This is a genomic window from Streptomyces sp. NPDC111656, from assembly GCF_055656965.1.
Genome location: NZ_JBVKCA010000010.1, coordinates 1 through 16,312, shown reverse-complemented (window position 1 = coordinate 16,312; position 16,312 = coordinate 1). Strand labels below are relative to the sequence as shown.

14 protein-coding genes are annotated in these 16,312 nt (G+C 70.0%); 6 read left to right on the top strand and 8 right to left on the bottom strand.

Annotation, left to right across the window (positions count from 1 at the left end; translation table 11 throughout):
- Nucleotides 1-352: 352 nt before the first annotated feature.
- Nucleotides 353-1,468 (top strand): ADP-ribosylglycohydrolase family protein, encoded by a 1,116-nt coding sequence (locus tag ACZ7M3_RS27685; RefSeq protein WP_472066506.1) that lies wholly within the window; start codon nt 353-355, stop codon nt 1,466-1,468.
- 109 nt (nt 1,469-1,577) lie between these two features.
- Here the strand turns inward: ACZ7M3_RS27685 and ACZ7M3_RS27680 are convergent, their stop codons facing one another.
- Complete coding sequence (locus tag ACZ7M3_RS27680; protein ID WP_472066504.1) at nt 1,578-3,152, bottom strand: sodium:solute symporter family protein; 1,575 nt, start codon at nt 3,150-3,152, stop codon at nt 1,578-1,580.
- Nucleotides 3,153-3,507: 355 nt separating this feature from the next.
- Nucleotides 3,508-4,293, bottom strand: a complete 786-nt coding sequence (locus ACZ7M3_RS27675) for an SDR family oxidoreductase (RefSeq protein WP_095854084.1) — start codon at nt 4,291-4,293, stop codon at nt 3,508-3,510.
- A 91-nt stretch (nt 4,294-4,384) separates the two neighbouring features.
- Between ACZ7M3_RS27675 and ACZ7M3_RS27670 the strand changes: the two genes are divergently transcribed.
- On the top strand, nt 4,385-5,224 hold the full coding sequence (locus ACZ7M3_RS27670) for a hypothetical protein (RefSeq protein ID WP_472066502.1): 840 nt from the start codon (nt 4,385-4,387) through the stop codon (nt 5,222-5,224).
- A gap of 296 nt (nt 5,225-5,520) precedes the next feature.
- Here the strand turns inward: ACZ7M3_RS27670 and ACZ7M3_RS27665 are convergent, their stop codons facing one another.
- From ACZ7M3_RS27665 to ACZ7M3_RS27655, 3 genes are all read right to left on the bottom strand, one after another.
- Nucleotides 5,521-5,730: a DUF397 domain-containing protein gene (locus ACZ7M3_RS27665; RefSeq protein WP_351300487.1), complete on the bottom strand. Its 210-nt coding sequence runs from the start codon at nt 5,728-5,730 to the stop codon at nt 5,521-5,523.
- Between the two features lie 248 nt (nt 5,731-5,978).
- Nucleotides 5,979-6,836, bottom strand: a complete 858-nt coding sequence (locus tag ACZ7M3_RS27660) for a helix-turn-helix domain-containing protein (RefSeq protein WP_067372209.1) — start codon at nt 6,834-6,836, stop codon at nt 5,979-5,981.
- Nucleotides 6,837-7,234: 398 nt separating this feature from the next.
- Nucleotides 7,235-7,990, bottom strand: coding sequence for a GOLPH3/VPS74 family protein (locus tag ACZ7M3_RS27655; protein ID WP_054234374.1), 756 nt, complete (start codon nt 7,988-7,990; stop codon nt 7,235-7,237).
- Nucleotides 7,991-8,220: 230 nt separating this feature from the next.
- Here ACZ7M3_RS27655 and ACZ7M3_RS27650 point away from each other — a divergent pair, with 230 nt between their 5' ends.
- The 3 genes from ACZ7M3_RS27650 (at nt 8,221) to ACZ7M3_RS27640 (ending at nt 13,176) form a co-directional block, all read left to right on the top strand.
- Nucleotides 8,221-10,878, top strand: a complete 2,658-nt coding sequence (locus ACZ7M3_RS27650) for a D-alanyl-D-alanine carboxypeptidase (protein ID WP_472066499.1) — start codon at nt 8,221-8,223, stop codon at nt 10,876-10,878.
- A gap of 17 nt (nt 10,879-10,895) precedes the next feature.
- Nucleotides 10,896-11,027, top strand: a complete 132-nt coding sequence (locus tag ACZ7M3_RS27645) for a hypothetical protein (protein WP_472066498.1) — start codon at nt 10,896-10,898, stop codon at nt 11,025-11,027.
- Between the two features lie 157 nt (nt 11,028-11,184).
- The gene (locus ACZ7M3_RS27640; protein ID WP_472066496.1) at nt 11,185-13,176 is read left to right on the top strand and encodes an MFS transporter; all 1,992 of its coding nucleotides are present in this window, start codon (nt 11,185-11,187) and stop codon (nt 13,174-13,176) included.
- A 313-nt stretch (nt 13,177-13,489) separates the two neighbouring features.
- Here the strand turns inward: ACZ7M3_RS27640 and ACZ7M3_RS27635 are convergent, their stop codons facing one another.
- Nucleotides 13,490-14,338, bottom strand: coding sequence for a MerR family transcriptional regulator (locus tag ACZ7M3_RS27635; protein ID WP_472066494.1), 849 nt, complete (start codon nt 14,336-14,338; stop codon nt 13,490-13,492).
- An 81-nt stretch (nt 14,339-14,419) separates the two neighbouring features.
- Nucleotides 14,420-14,929, bottom strand: coding sequence for a glutathione peroxidase (locus ACZ7M3_RS27630; RefSeq protein ID WP_121415823.1), 510 nt, complete (start codon nt 14,927-14,929; stop codon nt 14,420-14,422).
- Between the two features lie 133 nt (nt 14,930-15,062).
- On the opposite strand from ACZ7M3_RS27630, the gene ACZ7M3_RS27625 reads away from it, so the two are divergent.
- Complete coding sequence (locus ACZ7M3_RS27625; RefSeq protein ID WP_472066492.1) at nt 15,063-15,995, top strand: SMP-30/gluconolactonase/LRE family protein; 933 nt, start codon at nt 15,063-15,065, stop codon at nt 15,993-15,995.
- Between the two features lie 32 nt (nt 15,996-16,027).
- Here ACZ7M3_RS27625 and ACZ7M3_RS27620 read toward each other — a convergent pair.
- The coding region (locus tag ACZ7M3_RS27620) for an ArsR/SmtB family transcription factor (RefSeq protein ID WP_472066490.1) at nt 16,028-16,312 on the bottom strand (285 nt) is incomplete at its 5' end.

The window sequence follows — 16,312 nt, the reverse complement described above, 5'->3', positions numbered from 1 at the left end:
ACCGGCGGGCTGTCGTCAGGCGTGGTTGCGGAGGTGGAGCGGATCGCCACCGAACTGGCTGCGCTCGGCCGTGACTCGATGAAGGTCGGCAGGCCCATTGATCGAGAGGGCGGATTGCGAGAATTCGACATCCTCGGTGGACGCGGCTTCATCAGCTTCCTGTCCGTACCTTCGTCAGCATCAGGTCCAGGAACGGACGCCGAGGGAGCCTTGCCCTCGTCACCGACCGGGACTGACCGGGCGGGTTCACTCGACCCGCACTCCGTATACCGATCGTGCCCTGAACGGACCGTTCCCGGTCGATTACAGTGCTGAGCTGTCGGACGTACGGACAGTGCCTGGGGAGGTCTCGGTGGGTGCGACAGCCGGTGCCGTCTGGGGCCGTGCGGAGCAGCAGGACTTCCGTAGCCGGGTACGGGGGACTCTGCTGGGCGCGGCCGTCGGGGACGCTCTCGGGGCGCCGGTCGACGGGCTCACCCTGGAGGGGATTCGGGAGGCCCACGGTGCGGAGGGGCTGGTCGACCTCGCCTTCGGGTATGGCCGGCGCGGCTCCGTCACCCACCTCACCCAGCTGACCCTCTTCTCCCTCGATGGTCTGATACGCGCCCAGGTGCGCCGTGACACCGGCGCCTGGCATCCGCCCACCGACCTCCACCGGGCGTACCGCCGCTGGGCGGCCACCCAGAGCGACTGGGGCCCCGACGAGCGCCGCAAGGACGACGGCTGGCTGGCCCGCGAGGAGTGGCTGTACGCCCGCCGGGACCCGGCCCGCGCCTGCCTGATCGGCTTCGGCGACGACATCATGGGCACGCTGGACGCGCCCAAGAACCCCGGCGAGCTCGGGCCCGAGGCCGCCGCCCGCTCGGCGCCCTTCGGGCTGCTCGTCGGCTGGGAGCCGCAGCTCGTGATGCAGCTCGCCGTCGAGTGCGCCGCACAGACGCACGGGCACCCCACGGCGTACCTCGCGGCGGGCGCGTATGCCGTCATCGTGCACGCGCTGGCCCGCGGCGAGAGCCTCGACGGGGCCGTGCAGCGGGCGCTCGCGATCCTCGCGGCGCGGCCGGGACAGCAGCCCGTCGCGGACGCGCTCCAGTATGCGCTGGGGGCCGTGCGGCAGGGGATGCCGACGCCGGGGCGGGTGGAGGAACTCGCCGGGGACGGTACGGCGGAGGGGTTGCTCGCGGTCGCCGTGTACTGCGCGCTGGTGGGCGACGACATCCGGCACGGTCTGTGCCTCGCGGTGAACCAGGGTGGGCCCTCCGGTGCCGCCGGTGCGCTCACCGGGGGGCTGCTCGGCGCCCTGTACGGCGAGACGGCCCTCCCGCCCGCCTGGCTGGCCGAGCTGGAGGGCCGTCCCACGATGCTGGCCCTCGCGGACGACTTCGCCATGGAGATGACCCAGGGCCCGGCCCTGCACGGGCCGGGCGGTTCCGCCCCGGGCTGGCTGGCCCGTTACCCGCGGGCGTAAGGCGTTCCTCGCCCCCGTGCCCCTGGGCTGGGCGGCGATGCGGGGGCGAAGCCCCGCCTCGGGGCACGCGTCCCGGGCCCGCGGGCGGGCGAGGGACGCGTGCCCTTTCTCAGACGCCGGACGGGCTGGCGGTGCCCGCCCCGTCCGCGGCCTCCGCCGGCGCCGGGATCACCGCGGCAGCGGCCCCGTCGTCATCCGTGTTGATCTTCTCGATGATCGCGTCCCGCTCCGGCGTGTCCTCGGGCTTCAGGAAGCCGATGAGGATGTACAGGACGAGGGAGATGGCCATCGGGACGGAGACCTGGTACTCCAGCTTCACATCGGTGCGCTGGGAGAAGTCCAGGTTGTAGTTGACGAAGAAGAACGCGAGCAGACCACAGGCCCAGCTGGTGAGCGCCGCCGTCGGGCCGGACTTACGGAACGGTCGCAGCAGACCCAGGATGAACGGGATCGCGATCGGCCCCATGAGCCCCGCCACCCACTTGATGACGACCGTGATGATGTCCTTGAAGGTGGCGGAGTTGACCTGCGTCGCCACCGCCATCGAGAAGCCGAGGAAGGCGACGGTCGTGATCCGCCCCGCGATGAGGCCGGCCCGGGTGTCCCAGGCACGCGCGGCCTTGGAGAGAACCGGCGCCACGTCCCGGGTGAACACCGCGGCGATCGCGTTCGCGTCCGACGAGCACATGGCCATCGTGTGCGAGAAGAAGCCGACCACGACCAGACCCAGCAGCCCGTGGGGGAGGAGCTGTTCGGTCATCAGACCGTACGCGTCCGAGCCGTCCGGCTTCTTCGCCGTGACGAGGAGCGGCGACAGCCACATCGGGATGAACAGGATCACCGGCCACACGAACCAGAGCCCGGCGGACAGGAAGGCCGACTTCGTGGCCTGCTTGGCGCTGCCCGTCGCCATGTAACGCTGGGCCTGGTTCCACATCCCGCCGTTGTACTCGAACAGCTTGATGAACAGGTATGCGATGAAGAACACCGTCAGATACGGGCCCGCGAATCCGTTCGCGTGACCGTGCAGCTTCGGCGAGTCGAGAGCCTTGGACAGGCCACCCTGGTCGGAGATCTTGTTCAGCACGATGATCAGCATCGAGAGCCCCGCCAGCAACTGGATCACGAACTGACCCAGTTCCGTCAGCGCGTCCGCCCACAGACCGCCGATCGTGCAGTACACGGCCGTGATGCCACCGGTGATGAGGATGCCCTGGGTGAGCGTGACCCCGGTGAAGACGCTCAGCAGGGTCGCGATCGCCGCCCACTTCGCACCGACGTCCACGATCTTCAGCAGGATGCCCGACCAGGCGAGCGCCTGCTGAGTGGGCACGTTGTAGCGATCCTTGAGGTATTCGAGCGGTGAGGCCACGTGCAGCCGGGAGCGGAGCCGGTTGAGCCGGGGCGCGAACAGTTTCGCGCCGAGCAGCACGCCGATGGCGATGGGCAGCGCCCAGGTGACGTACGAGGTGATGCCGTACGTGTACGCGATACCGGCGTACCCGGTGAACATCACCGCGCTGTAGCCCGACATGTGGTGCGAGATGCCGGACAGCCACCAGGGCATCTTGCCGCCCGCGGTGAAGAAGTCGCTGACGTCGTCCACACGCTTGTGGGACCAGACACCGATCGCGGTCATGACGCCGAAGTACGCGACCAGGACGGCCCAGTCGAAGCCGTTCATGTGCCCCCTCCAGGGGTCCGCCTTGTGAACCTGCAGATACCGGACGGCACTTCGCCAGTACGCACATGGGCGGCCCCGTGCGGGAGCGGGGACTTTGGGGATTGAACCGCCGTTCGGAGGGGGCGGTCAAGACCTTTCGCGGTCACAGATATGAACACAGATCAGAAAGCAGAACGATTTTGCCTCCACTTTACCCGTACGGCTGTTGTCGTGCTCGTGACGTGGACCACACCATGAGCGGGCACTTCGTCAGACCACACGGGCAGGTTCACACCGACAAGTCGATCAGGCGTACGGGATGCGGGTCCCGCGCGGCTGGGAGGGGACGGCCGACCGGAATCCACCATCGGTCCCGCTAGCGCATGAGTTCGCCGGCGTTCACGAGCAGCGACTGCCCCGTGATCGCCCGCGCCCGGTCGGACGCCAGGAACACCGCGGCGTCCGCCACGTCCCCGTCCGTGGCCAGCTCGGGCAGCGCCATCCGCTCGGTGAGCCGCTGCAGGACGTCCGCCTCCGGTACGCCCTCGGTGTGCGCCGTGAACTGGACGTACGCCTCGACGGGCGGCCCCCACATCCACCCCGGCAGCACGGTGTTCACGCGGACGCGATGGGGGCCCAACTCCCTCGCCAGCGAGTACATCGCGCTCGTCAGCGCCCCCTTGGACGCCGCGTACGCCGCCTGCCGCACCTGGCTCGGCGCGGCCACCGACGACTGCGTCCCGATGATGACGACCGAGCCGCCGCACACCTTCAGCGCGGGCAGACAGGCCCGGGTCATCCGCAGGGTGCCCAGCAGATTCACGTCGATGACCGACTGCCAGGTGGTGAAATCCGCGTCCTCCAGGCCGCCGAAGTAGCTGTCCCAGGCCGCCACGTGCACCACCGCGTCGATCCGCCCGAACCGCTCCGTCGCGAGCTCCGCGAGCGCCTCGCACTGCTTCTCGTCCGTGATGTCCGTGGCCCGGTACGCCGTGTGCGCGCCGTCCGGGTCGAGCTCGGCCGCGGACGAGGCGAGATTGGCCTCCGTGCGCGCCCCCAGCACCGCGTTGCCCCCGTCCCGTACGACGGCCGCCGCGACCTGATGGCCGAGCCCGGCCCCGACCCCCGAGACGACGACCGTCTTCCCCGCGAGCAGTGACATCCGAGGCCTCCCCGGCTCTGGCGCATTGTCTGACGGAGCGTCAGAGTATGGGCGTCCGGCGGAGGAAGGAAGAGCGAGGAAGGGGATCGTCATGTCGGAGGAGACCCGTAGCGAGGTGTACGCGGAACTGGCCGCCCTCGGCCCGTACGGCGTCCACCCGGGGCACGCCCTGATCACCATGGTCGAGCCGCACCCGGGCCACGAGTACGCGTACAACCGATGGTACGAGGACGACCACTACTACGCCGGCGCGATGGCCATGCCCTGGATCTACGCGGGCCGTCGCTGGGTCGCTACCCGCGATCTCCAACTCCTGCGGTACCCCGAGAAGTCGGCGGTCGCCCAGCCGGTCACCGCGGGCTGCTACCTCTCGACGTACTGGGTCACCGAGGGCCGCTACGACGACCACATGAGGTGGACCGTCGGCATCAACAAGCGGCTGAATCGCGACGGCCGCGTGTACCAGGACCGGACACATGTCTTCACGGCCTTCCAGGACCACGCGGCCACGGTGTACCGCGACGGCGCCGCCGGCCCCCGCGACTTCCACGCCCTGGACCACCCCTACGCGGGCCTCGTCCTCCAAGTCGTCGACGCCGACTCCGCCGACCGGCGCGCCGAACTGCTGGAGTGGCTGCGCGCCCGCCACCTCCCCCGGCGCCTGGCGGGCTCCCCGGCCGCGATGGTGACCGTCTTCCGCCCCACCCCACTCCCCGGCGACCGTATGACGTACGTGAAGCAGGTCGAGGGCGTCGACACCCGGCTGACCCTCCTGTGGTTCCTGGAGACGGACCCGAGGGAGTGCTGGGAGGACCACTTCGGCGGACTGGAGGAAGCGGTGGCGGAAGGGGGGTTGGGGAAGGTGGAGCTGGTGGCGCCCTTCATTCCGACGGTGCCGGGGACGGACAGGTACGTGGACACGTTGCGCTGAACGGGCGGCGCCCTACGGCGAGTGAGCCGAAGGGGCACGCCTGTGTCGAGACGGCATGGGGGTCCCCCCTGCTCGAACGAAGTTGAGAGCTTGGGGGAGCGCGGAGGCCCGACGAAGGAGGGTCGAGCACGATCGCCGTCTCGACACAGGCTTTTGCGCCCCGGAGGCGAACCGAGCCCCAAAAAAAGGGGGATAGCCCCCTCGGCCAGGACGGCGGGCCAGTCGAGAGGGCTATTTCGGTGGTGCGTATGCGGTTGGTCGGTGCAGTTGTGGTGGTGGATGCAAGTGTCGACGCATCAGGCGAGGTCGAAAGCCCCTCGGCTGACCTCGGTCACGAAGGCGTTCCACGAGTCCGCGGGGAACGCCAGCGTGGGGCCCGCGGGGACCTTGGAGTCCCGTACGGCCATCGCCGCGAGAACCGGGGACTTGACCTCGACACATGCGCCGTTGCCGGTGGAGTAGGAGGACTTGGTCCACGTGTCCGTGGCGCCTTGCTGGATTGCCATGTTCGCTCCGGATAGCCAGTTGTTGAGAGTTGCTGTCACCGCACGGCGGGTTCGCTGCGGAACTCGCCGTGCGGTTTGCGCCAACGTTGTTGCTCGATGGCGTGATCGACGCTACTCGCCAACATCGGCGGGCGAAGTGGCCGTTCACTCGACCGGGTGGCATATACCAGTGGAGTCTTCCGTCCAGGCATGGTGAGGGTGTACTCTGCGGCACTTTCCCGCGGGAGGCCCGTTCTCAGGGGTGTGCGTCAGCGCGCGTACTCCTTGGCGATGTCCGCGATGAACTGCCGCGACTGCTCCACGTTCAGGGCCTGTGCCCGCAGATGCTCGTACATCACACTGTATTTCTGGACGTCGTTCGCCTTCTCCAGATACAGGTCGCTGGTGACGCCCTCGATGTAGACCACGCTGGAGTCGGCCGCGTCGGGGAACTCCAGGATCGCGTACTGCCCGTTGAGTCCCGGGTGCGCGCCCATGTCGAAGGGGATCACCTGCACGGTGACGTGCGGGAGCTGGGACTGTTCGACGAGGTGTTCCAGCTGGTCGCGCATGAGGGAGCGGTTGCCGACGACGCGGCGCAGGGCGGCCTCGTCGAGGACGGTCCACAGCCGGAGCGGGTTCTCCGGGGCGGAGATACGTTCCTGTCGGCGCAGCCGAACCTGGACGCGCTTGTCGATGTCGCCGGAAGCGGTCTCCGGCAGCGCGCCCGCGATCAGGGCCTCGGCGTACGGCCGGGTCTGCAGGAGACCGGGGACGACCTGGGGATCGTAGACGCGAAGTGACGCGGCGTCGGTCTCCAGCCCGATGTAGACGCTGTACGGGATGTCGCCGAAGGAGTGCCACCAGCCCTGCTGGCGCGAGTCCTTGGCCATCTGCATCAGGGAGTCGACGATCCGGTGGTCCTCGACCTCGTAGACTCCGCACAGATCGCGGACGTCACGCTGGCTGATACTGCGCCGTCCGTTCTCCAGCCGGCTGATCTTCGACTGCGAGACCAGCAGACGCTCGGCGACCTCTTCGGCCGTCATGCCCTTGAGCTCGCGGAGCCGACGCAGCTCCTGGCCGAGCCGGCGCCGCCGGACGGTGGGGTTGACACTTGACGCCACGGGACGTGCACCTCCGGCTGCGGGCCTCTACTTTGCGTATCTGCTGTTGAGCAGACTGCCACCAAGGTGCGTTCTACCGCTGGAAAACACCGGATATGCGCTGGGTACACGCCAGTTCGGAGATCTGGCGTGGATATCGCGCGGATCGCGTAAGCGTACGTCGCCTTCACTCGTACCGTCCGCATATGCGCGGCACCCGCGAAATGCGGCCGCGCGGGGCGGTGGGGCCGTGTCGTCGTCCGGACGTACGGCCCCACCGCCCCGCGCGAGCCAGCGGCTCCCGAACCGGGTCTTGGGGACTGCGGTGCGGCGCTGAGGTCGTGCAGGCGGTGCGTGGCGGTGCTCTTTGTGGTGCGTGGTGGTGCGTACGGCGCCTGGTGGCGCCGTGGGACCGCGGCTCAGTGGACCACGGCGCGCGCCATGGAACCGTGGCGCGGTTGCATCGGAACACCGCGGGCGGGTTCCGGTGCGGACCTGACGCCGGCGGTGGCCGGACGGCCTGCCGGTGCCGGGTTGCGGCGTGGCTGTGCACCCACGCCGTTCTGAACGTCCATGACCGCGTGGGCCACGAGGCCGCCCATGGGGTCATGCCTGATCAGGTCCCGTAGCCGGGAGCGGGACGAGCGTCCCTCGTTGCCCGGATACAGGTGCTTGCCGAGTCCGACCGCATGGGCCAGCGCGGCGAGCGCCGCGGTCCGCGGGTCCGGCGGTACGCCGGTGCGGATCGCGCTGTCCAGCCGGGACTTGATCTCCCGGCTGATCTCCGTGTCCGTCGCTTGGTAGCGAGTCGTCGGAAGCACCCCGCACATCTGGCCGGCCACGGCATGGACCATGCCGCACCTCTCCAGATGCGAGAGGTAGGTCTGGCGCAGCCCCAGTCGGGGTCCGCCAATCCAGTTGACCGCGCGTACGGGTGCTCCGCGTCGGCGAAGCAGTTCCAACGCACAGTCCAGTGTTGGATCTCCAGTCGGCCGTGGCTGCACCACGGCGATACGATCCCCGTCTGGGGCTATCCGTCCGGCCAGCGCCAGCTCTACTAGCTGTGCTCCGGCCAGACCGAGGTCGAGCGACTGCGGCTGTGCAGTGGTACCCGTGGTCGGGTCCAACGCCAGCAGCAGAAGCTCTTCCGGAAGAGTTCTGCGGCTCCTGCCCATCCATGCCTCCCCGCGTGGATGAATGACAGGGTGACCCCTCTCACATTGGTCTGTCGAGAGTGCCTGACCGGTTCGTAATGGAACCAGTAGGTATGTCGTTCTCGTCTACCGCAGGGGTTAAGCCCGCACACAGGACACTGGTACATGGTTCGGACAGCGATGTCCGGGCGGCGGGACAAGGGTTCACGGTTCGTTGGGCGCCCGGTGGGTGGCGCACGGAGGAGGCATCGGTGGCGGGCGAGTCCCCCGACAGGTCGAAGCAGCACGAGTCGTCGGCGTCGTCGGCACAAGCGACGCCGGAGACCCCGGCCGCGGTTCCGGGCCCGAACCGGGCAGCCGCCGCGGCGGCGGCCGACCCCCGTCTGGCGGTGGCCCGCGAACGGGCCGCCACGGTGAGGGTGGATCAGGCGACGGCGGTGTTCTCGACGCGGGCGTTGACGGAAGGTTCCTCCGGGTCCGGAGGGAAGGGCCCCGCGGAGGACGCGCGACTGCGCGAAGCCGTGGCCGCCTGGGTCGCTGGGGCGGACGAGGAGGCCCCTGAGGGGGAGTCCGAGGTTCCGGAAGCCTCCAAGGGCCCGGAGGACCCCGACAAGGCCTCCAAGGGCGCGGAGAAGGCCGGTACGGCGGCGGAGGAGGCCGGGACCGGGGCTGAGACCGAGGTTGAGGCCGAGGTTGAGGCCGAGGTTGAGGCCGAGGTTGAGGCCGAGGGTGAGACCGATGCTGGGGCCGAGGTTGAGGCTGCGGCTGGGGTTGAGGGTGAGGCTGACGGGGAGTCGGCTTCGAGGTCCGACGCCGACGCCGGTGCTGACATCGATGCCGCCGCTGATGCCGACTCCGACTCCGACGCGGACTCTGACGCCAAGTCCGAGTCCGAGTCCGAGGATGAAGTTGTGGCCGAGGGTACGGCGGCGGATGACGCCGATGCCGACGCCGACGCCGACGCCGAGCCGAAGGCGGATGCGAAGTCCACGTCGGACGCCGAGTCCGAGACGGCGCCCGGGCCCGAGTCCGGGACCGAGGACGCGAAGCCGGCGGAGGCGAAGGACTCTCCGGAGAACGTGTCCGAGACGTCTGAGACTTCGGAGAAGACCTCTGAGTCCTCCGAGGATTCCGAGACCTCCGAGGACGCGGCGGCGCAGAAGGACCCCAAGGACACGCCGCCCGCCGACGGTTCGACGCCCGCCGACGACGCGCCGTCCGCGAAGGACGCCCCGGACACCGACGACGCGCCCGAGACCCCCGTCGACCAGCCCACCGCCATCTTCAAGGCGCCGAAGCGCCCGGCGGTGGACCAGCCCACCACCATGCTCAAGCTGGGCGGTGCCAAGCCGGCCACCGACAAGCCCGCGGATGAGTCGAAGGCCGACCAGCCCAAGACGGACCAGCCCAAGACGGACCGGCCGAAGTCCGAGACCCCGTCCGAGCGCACCAGCAAGTTCGTGGCCCTCAAGCCCCTCGACGAACCCGTGTCGAGGGTGAAGCCGAAGACCACCTCGACCCCGTCCGTTCCCTCCGCCTCCTCCTCGCCCACCAGGGTGGCCCCCGCCGACGCCACCGCCGCCCTCCCGCAGGTCGGCCCCGAGCGCACCACGCAGCAGCCGCTGCCGCCGAAGCCGCCGCTGGACCTGCTGGCCGAGCTGACGAACACGCCGCCGCCCCCGCAGACCCCGGTGCGGACGCTCGCGCGGCGGGTGAAGATCTGGACGCCGCTGGTGCTGCTGCTCGCGGTCGTCTTTGCGGTCGCACAGTCGCTCCGGCCGCTGCCGACCCCCACGCTCGACCTCACCGCCGAGTCCAGCTACACCTTCGGCGGCGGCGACGCCTCCATCCCGTGGCCGTCCTCCGGCCAGGGCGCGCTCGACGTCCAGGGCATCGGTTCGTTCGGCACGTCCGGCGCGCAGAAGGCGGCGCCGATCGCGAGCGTCGCCAAGGTGATGACGGCGTACCTGATCCTGCGCGACCACCCGATCAAGTCCGGCGACGGCGCGAAGATCCAGGTGGACCAGAAGGCCCAGGACCAGTCGGACGCCGGCGACGAGTCGACGGTCAACGTGCACGCGGGCGACACCATCACGCAGAAGGAGGCCCTGGAGGGCGTCCTGATCGCGTCCGCGAACAACGTGGCCCGGCTGCTGGCCCGCTGGGACGCCGGTTCCGAGACGGCCTTCGTCGCCAAGATGAACGCCGCCGCCAAGGACCTCGGGATGACGAACACGACGTACACCGACCCGTCCGGCCTCCAGAAGACGACCGTCAGCACGGCTGCCGACCAGGTGAAGCTGGCGAAGGCCGCGATGAAGGACGCCTCCTTCCGCGAGGTCGCCCGGATGATGGAGTACACCGACTACAAGGGCACCAAGCACAGCAACTGGAACCACCTCGTCGGCTCGAACAACGTCATCGGCATCAAGACCGGCACCACCACCGCGGCGGGCGGCAACCTCGTCTTCGCGGCGACCAAGGAGATCGGCGGCGAGGTGCGGACCATCGTCGGCGCGGTGATCAGCCAGGGCCCCGGCGGCAGTGACAACACCATCCTCGGCGGCGCCCTGGCCGCGGGCGACAAGCTGATCCGCGCCGCGCAGGCCTCGTTGAAGTCCGCGACGATCCTGAAGAAGGGCGATGTCGTCGGTTACGTCGACGACGGGCTCGGCGGCCGTACGCCGATCGTGATCACCAAGGACGTCACGGCGGTCGGCTGGGCCGGACTCAAGGTCAAGCTGTCCTTCGTCTCCTCGGAGCTGCCGCACTCCGCGAAGGCCGGCACCAAGGTGGGCTCGCTCACCGTGGGTGACGGCGGCAGCAGCAGTGCCGTGCAGGTTCCCGTCGAGCTCCAGAAGGACCTCGCCGAGCCGGGCTTCGGTGCCAAGCTGACCCGCGTGAGCTAGCGGCCGTACACGGTGGGATGAGCGGACGTACGCAGGAGGGTCCGGGCGTACGGGTACGGGTACGGGCGTACGAGTGGGGCGCGCTTCCGGCAGGGGGCGTATGCCCCGTACGCCGGAAGCGCCCCGAACGCCATGTGAACGCGCCGTGAGCCCGCCGTGAGCGCGGTACGAACGCACCGCACCCCGTCGGGGCGCCCCACCCGGGAGCTCCCCGGCGGGGTGCGTGCTAGCGTCGCGAGATCGGGGCAGGTCGCGGGCCGCGGGTCCCGGGCCGAACACGAGAAAACGGGACACGGGAGCCTTGCAGTGGCGACAGCGGAGCCGACACACGCCGACGACGCCGATCCTGGCCCTGGCCCTGGCCCTGGCCCTGGACCGGGTCCTGAGCCGGATCGCGGACAGGGCTCGCGAATACGGCTGCCCGCACACGCCACCGACGACCCCGCCGGCGACGGCCTGACGGACGACGAGCCGCGGGAGCCCGTGACACCGGAGACGTCGGAGCTCAAGACCTCGGACTCCAAGACGTCGGACTCCAAGACGTCGGGGTCCGAGACGTCGGAGTCCGAGACGCAAGGCCGACGTACCCGCCTCAAGGCCTTCGCCGCCCGCCACCCCGTCGCCTTCGTCACCGTCGTGGCGGGCCTCCTGCACGTCGTCTGGTTCTTCACCTTCGCGAACAGTGGCGGAGACCTCGCGGCGCAGGACGCGTGGGCGGAGTTCGTCGGACGGCACCCGGACTCGGCGTACAACCTCGCCTGGTACGGCGGTATGCACCCGGTGTCGTACAGCGTGGTGTCGCCGTATCTGATGTCGGTCCTCGGCGTCCGTACGACGATGATGATCGCCGGGACGATCTCGGCGGGCCTGCTGACGATGATCCTCGTCCGCAGCCGTGCGATACGGCAGCCGCTGACGCCCGCCTTCGCGGGTGTCTTCGCGCTCATCTGCAACGCGATCTCGGGGCGGGTGACGTACGGCCTCGGCATGGTCTTCGGGCTCGCCGCGGCCGCCGTGGTCTTCTGCTGGCCGTACCGCTGGCGCTACAAGCGCTGGGCGAAGGCCCTGTGCGCGGCGCCGCTCGCCGCGCTGGCGACCGCCGCGTCGCCGGTGGCCGGACTGTTCGTGGGCCTGGTCGCGGTCGCCCTCTTCCTCCAGAAGCGCCGTCCCGGCGCGTACGCGCTCGGCATCGCGCCGACCGTCGTCGTCGCGGTCTCGGCCTGGCTGTTCCCCTTCTCCGGCACCCAGCCGATGTCCTTCGGCTCGGCCTCGCTGCCGCTGATCTCCGCCGGGCTGGTCTTCGCGCTCGTTCCCAAGGAGTGGAAGACGGTCCGGATCACGGCGGCGGTGTACGGCCTCGCCGTGCTCCTCGTGTGGCTGATCAGCTCGCAGATCGGCTCGAACATCACCCGCCTCGCGATGCTGCTCGAGGGCGTCGTGCTGCTCGCCGCGCTCCCCTTCACCGTGCCGAAGTCACGCAAGTGGTACGTGACCGTCCTCGCCTTCACCGGATTCGTCGGATGGATCGGCTTCAAGTCGGTCGACGACATCATCCATACGACACCGGCGGCGTCCTGGGCCCGCGAGCTCGCTCCGCTGGTGAACCAGCTCCAGGTCGTCGGTGCCGAGAAGGGCCGCGTGGAGGTGGTCCCCGCCCGCTCCCACCGCGAGGCGTCCGCGCTCGCGCCGTACGTGAACCTCGCCCGCGGCTGGAACCGCCAGGCCGACATGGAGCGCAACCCGCTCTTCTACGACGACACCCTCAACTCCGCGAACTACCACGAGTGGCTGCAGCGCTGGGCCGTCCACTACGTGGTGCTGCCCAAGGGCGAACCGGACGGGGACGGCGGCGAACGCGAGCGTCAGCTGGTCCAGCGCGGCATGCCCTACCTCCGCCAGATCTGGGGCGACGCGAACTGGCAGCTCTTCTCGGTCACGGATCCCACGCCGCTGGCCGATCCGCCGGCCGTCGTCGACCGGGCGGAGCAGGGCGAGCTGACCATCGAGGTGAAGAAGGCGGGCCGCGTTCTCATCCGCATTCCGTACTCGCCGTGGCTCGGGCTCGTCGACGCCGAGGGCAAGAGCGTGAAGGCTCCGCAGGAGACGCAGAAGTCCAAGCACCGTGCGGAGGGTACGCCGAAGACGTACGACAACCTCAACGGCTGCCTCATGGAAACCGCGGAGAACGCCTCCGGCGACAAGTGGACGGAACTCCTGGCCCCCGCCCCCGGCACCTACCGCCTGGCGGCCCCCTACCAACTCCCCCGGGGAACCCCGTGCCCCGAGGAACTGCGCTGACCTGACGGACGCGCCGGAGGCTCTTCGGCTGACGGCCGGTGGGGGCTGGTCGCGCAGTTCCCCGCGCCCCTAGGGGTGGGGCTGCGCCCCACATGTCCGGCTGCCGGAAGTTCTTCGGCTGTGGGCCGGTCGGGGTTGCTCGCGCAGTTCCCCGCGCCCCTCAAACCCCGGCCCGCACCTTCAGCCCGTCCGGCGTTTGAGGACGAGGCCCTTCAGGCCAATGGGGGTCTGGGGGCGGAGCTCCCAGGTTGGGGAGGGGACGGGTAGGGGCGGCGGGGGCGAGAACCCTCCGGCGCCAGCCCCCGCCCGCGCCTCACCTCACCGGAAACGCCACGTCACACACCGCGTCCTCCGGCCCCGCCGCATCCCAGTCCGCGAAGTACACCTCCCGGCAGGGACCGTCGTACGACAGCCCCCGCTCCCCGATCCACGCCTCGACCGCCTCGAACGCGGCGATGATCTGCGGATGAGCCACCTGCGCCTTGGTGATCCGCGCGTACGCGAGCCGTCGCGCCGGCTCCACCCGCACCCCGATCCCCGACGCCCGCCCCCGCTTCTCGGCCCACGCCCGCGCAGCCTCCTCGTCGGCGACCGGCACGCACGACTCGGCGGGCCCGTCGCTCTCCATGCTCACCTCGGCGTAATAGACGACGAAGGGCGAGCCGGTCGTCCCGCCGCACTCCCGCGCCCCGTCCTCCAGCCGCGCCAGCGAGGCCGGAATCCAGACCGGCAGCTCATCCGCCAGCGTGTGCCGCTTCTCCGTCAGCACCACCCGCTCCGGCACATCCACCGTCTCGACCACGAACTTCCCGTACATCTCGGTACTCCTCCCGGACAGCCGTCCACGGAGGTACTCGGCGAGCGTCCGCTGCGAAGCGAACCGCGCCTCGGCATCCGCCCAGTACGTGGCGAGGAGCACGGCGCCCTGCGTCGCCCCGACCTCCACCACCTCGGCGATCCGCGCGAGCGGCATGTCGAGCTGCCGCAGCAGTGCGACCAGCCGGGCGCGCTCGACCTGGTCGGCGCGGTAGTAGCGGTATCCGCTGACCTCGTCGACATGGGCCGGAGCGAGCAGTCCGAGCCGGTCGTACAGCCGAAGCGCCTTCGGCGAGAGCCGCGCGCGGGCGGCGAAGGCGCCGATCGTGAGCAGTTCCTGTCGCACGAGCCCATCCTCCGTCACCGGGCGCCTTCCGCCCGGTGACGAGGGACGCTGCTCCCTGCCCCAGGGGCAAGGTCAAACGGTTCAGGCGCCCAGGTGCTTCTCCACCGCCGCCACGACCTCCGCCGACTCCGGCTCGGTCTGCGGCGAGAACCGCGCCACCACGTCTCCACCCGGCCCGATCAGGAACTTCTCGAAGTTCCAGCGGATGTCCCCGGTGTGGCCCTCGCCGTCGGCGGTGTCCACAAGACGCTCGTACAGCTCGTGCCGCGCGTCCCCGTTGACCTCGACCTTCTCGGTCATCGGGAAGGTGACGCCGTAGGTCGCGGAGCAGAACTCGGCGATCTCCTCGGAGGTGCCGGGCTCCTGCCCCATGAACTGGTTGCAGGGCACACCGAGCACGGTGAAGCCCTGTCCCGCGTACCGCTCGTGCAGCCGCTCCAGGCCCGCGTACTGCGGGGTCAGCCCGCACTTGGAGGCCACGTTCACGATGAGCACGGTCTTGCCGCGGTACTGCCCGAGGTCCGCGGTGCCGCCCTGGAGGGAGTCGATCTGGACGTCGAGCACGGAACTGCTTGAACTGTCAGTAGTCATAAACGGATGCTAACTCCGCTTGATGTCGCCCCGGCCGCCGCCCGTCTTCCGCCCCGCATCCGCTGGGCGTCCGCCCGGCATGCGCCCGGCGTCCGCCCGGCCACGTCCCCGTTCGCTCGGTAAGGTCGCGAACGTGACCACAGCGAACACGATCAAGGGCATCTACGAGGTACTCGACGACCGCTTCGTCACCGGCCGCTGCACGAACGGCGACGGCAGGCTGGAGGTCCTCCACGACGGCTCCCGCTGGGCCGAGGGCCCGCTGTACGTGCCCGCCTGGCGCCAGCTGATCTGGAGCGACATCCCCAACGACCGCATCCTGCGTTGGGACGAGCCCACCGGCACGGTCGGCGTCCTGCGCACCCCCGCGGGCAACAGCAACGGCAACACCCTGGACCGTGAGGGCCGCCTGATCAGCTGCGAGCAGGGCAACCGTCGGGTGACCCGGACGGAGCACGACGGATCGGTCACCGTCCTCGCCGACCGCTACGACGGCAAGCGGCTCAACAGCCCGAACGACGCGGTCGTACGGTCGGACGGTTCGGTCTGGTTCTCGGACCCGGACTTCGGGATCCTGAGCGACTACGAGGGTCATCGGGCCGAGTCGGAGATCGGCGCGTGCCACGTCTACCGCCTCGACCCGGGGACCGGCGAGGTGCGGCTCGCCGCCGACGGCTTCGACGGGCCGAACGGCGTCGTCTTCTCGCCCGACGAACGGCAGCTGTACGTCTCCGACTCCCGCGCCGCCCGCATCCGCGTCTTCGACGTCCGCGACGACGGCACCCTCACGGACGGGAGAACATTCGCGGAAGCAAAGAAAGATGTTCACTTCGACAACATCCGCTTCGACGACGAGGGCAGGCTGTGGGCGGCCGCCCTGGACGACGGGGTGCACTGCTACGACCCCGACGGCACCCTCATCGGCCGGCTCCTGGTCCCCGAGAGGGTCTCCAACCTCACCTTCGGCGGCCCCAAGAACAACCGCCTCTTCATCACGGCGTCCACGTCCTTGTACGCGCTGATGATGTCGGTGACCGGCGCCCCGCGCATCCAGCGGCACCGGTGATCCGGTAACCCGGGGCACCCGCCTCTCCCGGCCTACTCCCGCTGGGCCTTCACGAGCACCTCCCCGGCGGGCGTACGGGAGTACAGCACCGAGCGCCCGGCCCGCCCCCTCTGTACCAGCCGGGCGTCCAGCAGCACCTTCAGATGGCGTCCGACCGAGCCGAGACCCTGCCCGGTCAGGGCCACCAACTGGGTCGTGCTCATGGGGGAGTCGAGAAGTGAAGTTCCGACTTGTATGGCGGTAGCGGAGCGCGGTCGGGTTGGCCGCTCGTAGCGTCTCCGTAGGACGCCGGATCGGATGGCTCGTGAGGTTCCTGC

Excerpts from the sequence above, each read along its gene's own strand:
- ACZ7M3_RS27680 (WP_472066504.1), bottom strand. The coding sequence starts at position 3,152 with ATGAACGGCTTCGACTGGGCCGTCCTGGTCGCGTACTTCGGCGTCATG.
- ACZ7M3_RS27675 (WP_095854084.1), bottom strand. The coding sequence starts at position 4,293 with ATGTCACTGCTCGCGGGGAAGACGGTCGTCGTCTCGGGGGTCGGGGCC.
- ACZ7M3_RS27670 (WP_472066502.1), top strand. The coding sequence starts at position 4,385 with ATGTCGGAGGAGACCCGTAGCGAGGTGTACGCGGAACTGGCCGCCCTC.
- ACZ7M3_RS27665 (WP_351300487.1), bottom strand. The coding sequence starts at position 5,730 with ATGGCAATCCAGCAAGGCGCCACGGACACGTGGACCAAGTCCTCCTAC.
- ACZ7M3_RS27655 (WP_054234374.1), bottom strand. The coding sequence starts at position 7,990 with ATGGGCAGGAGCCGCAGAACTCTTCCGGAAGAGCTTCTGCTGCTGGCG.
- ACZ7M3_RS27645 (WP_472066498.1), top strand. The coding sequence starts at position 10,896 with ATGAGCGGACGTACGCAGGAGGGTCCGGGCGTACGGGTACGGGTACGG.
- ACZ7M3_RS27630 (WP_121415823.1), bottom strand. The coding sequence starts at position 14,929 with ATGACTACTGACAGTTCAAGCAGTTCCGTGCTCGACGTCCAGATCGAC.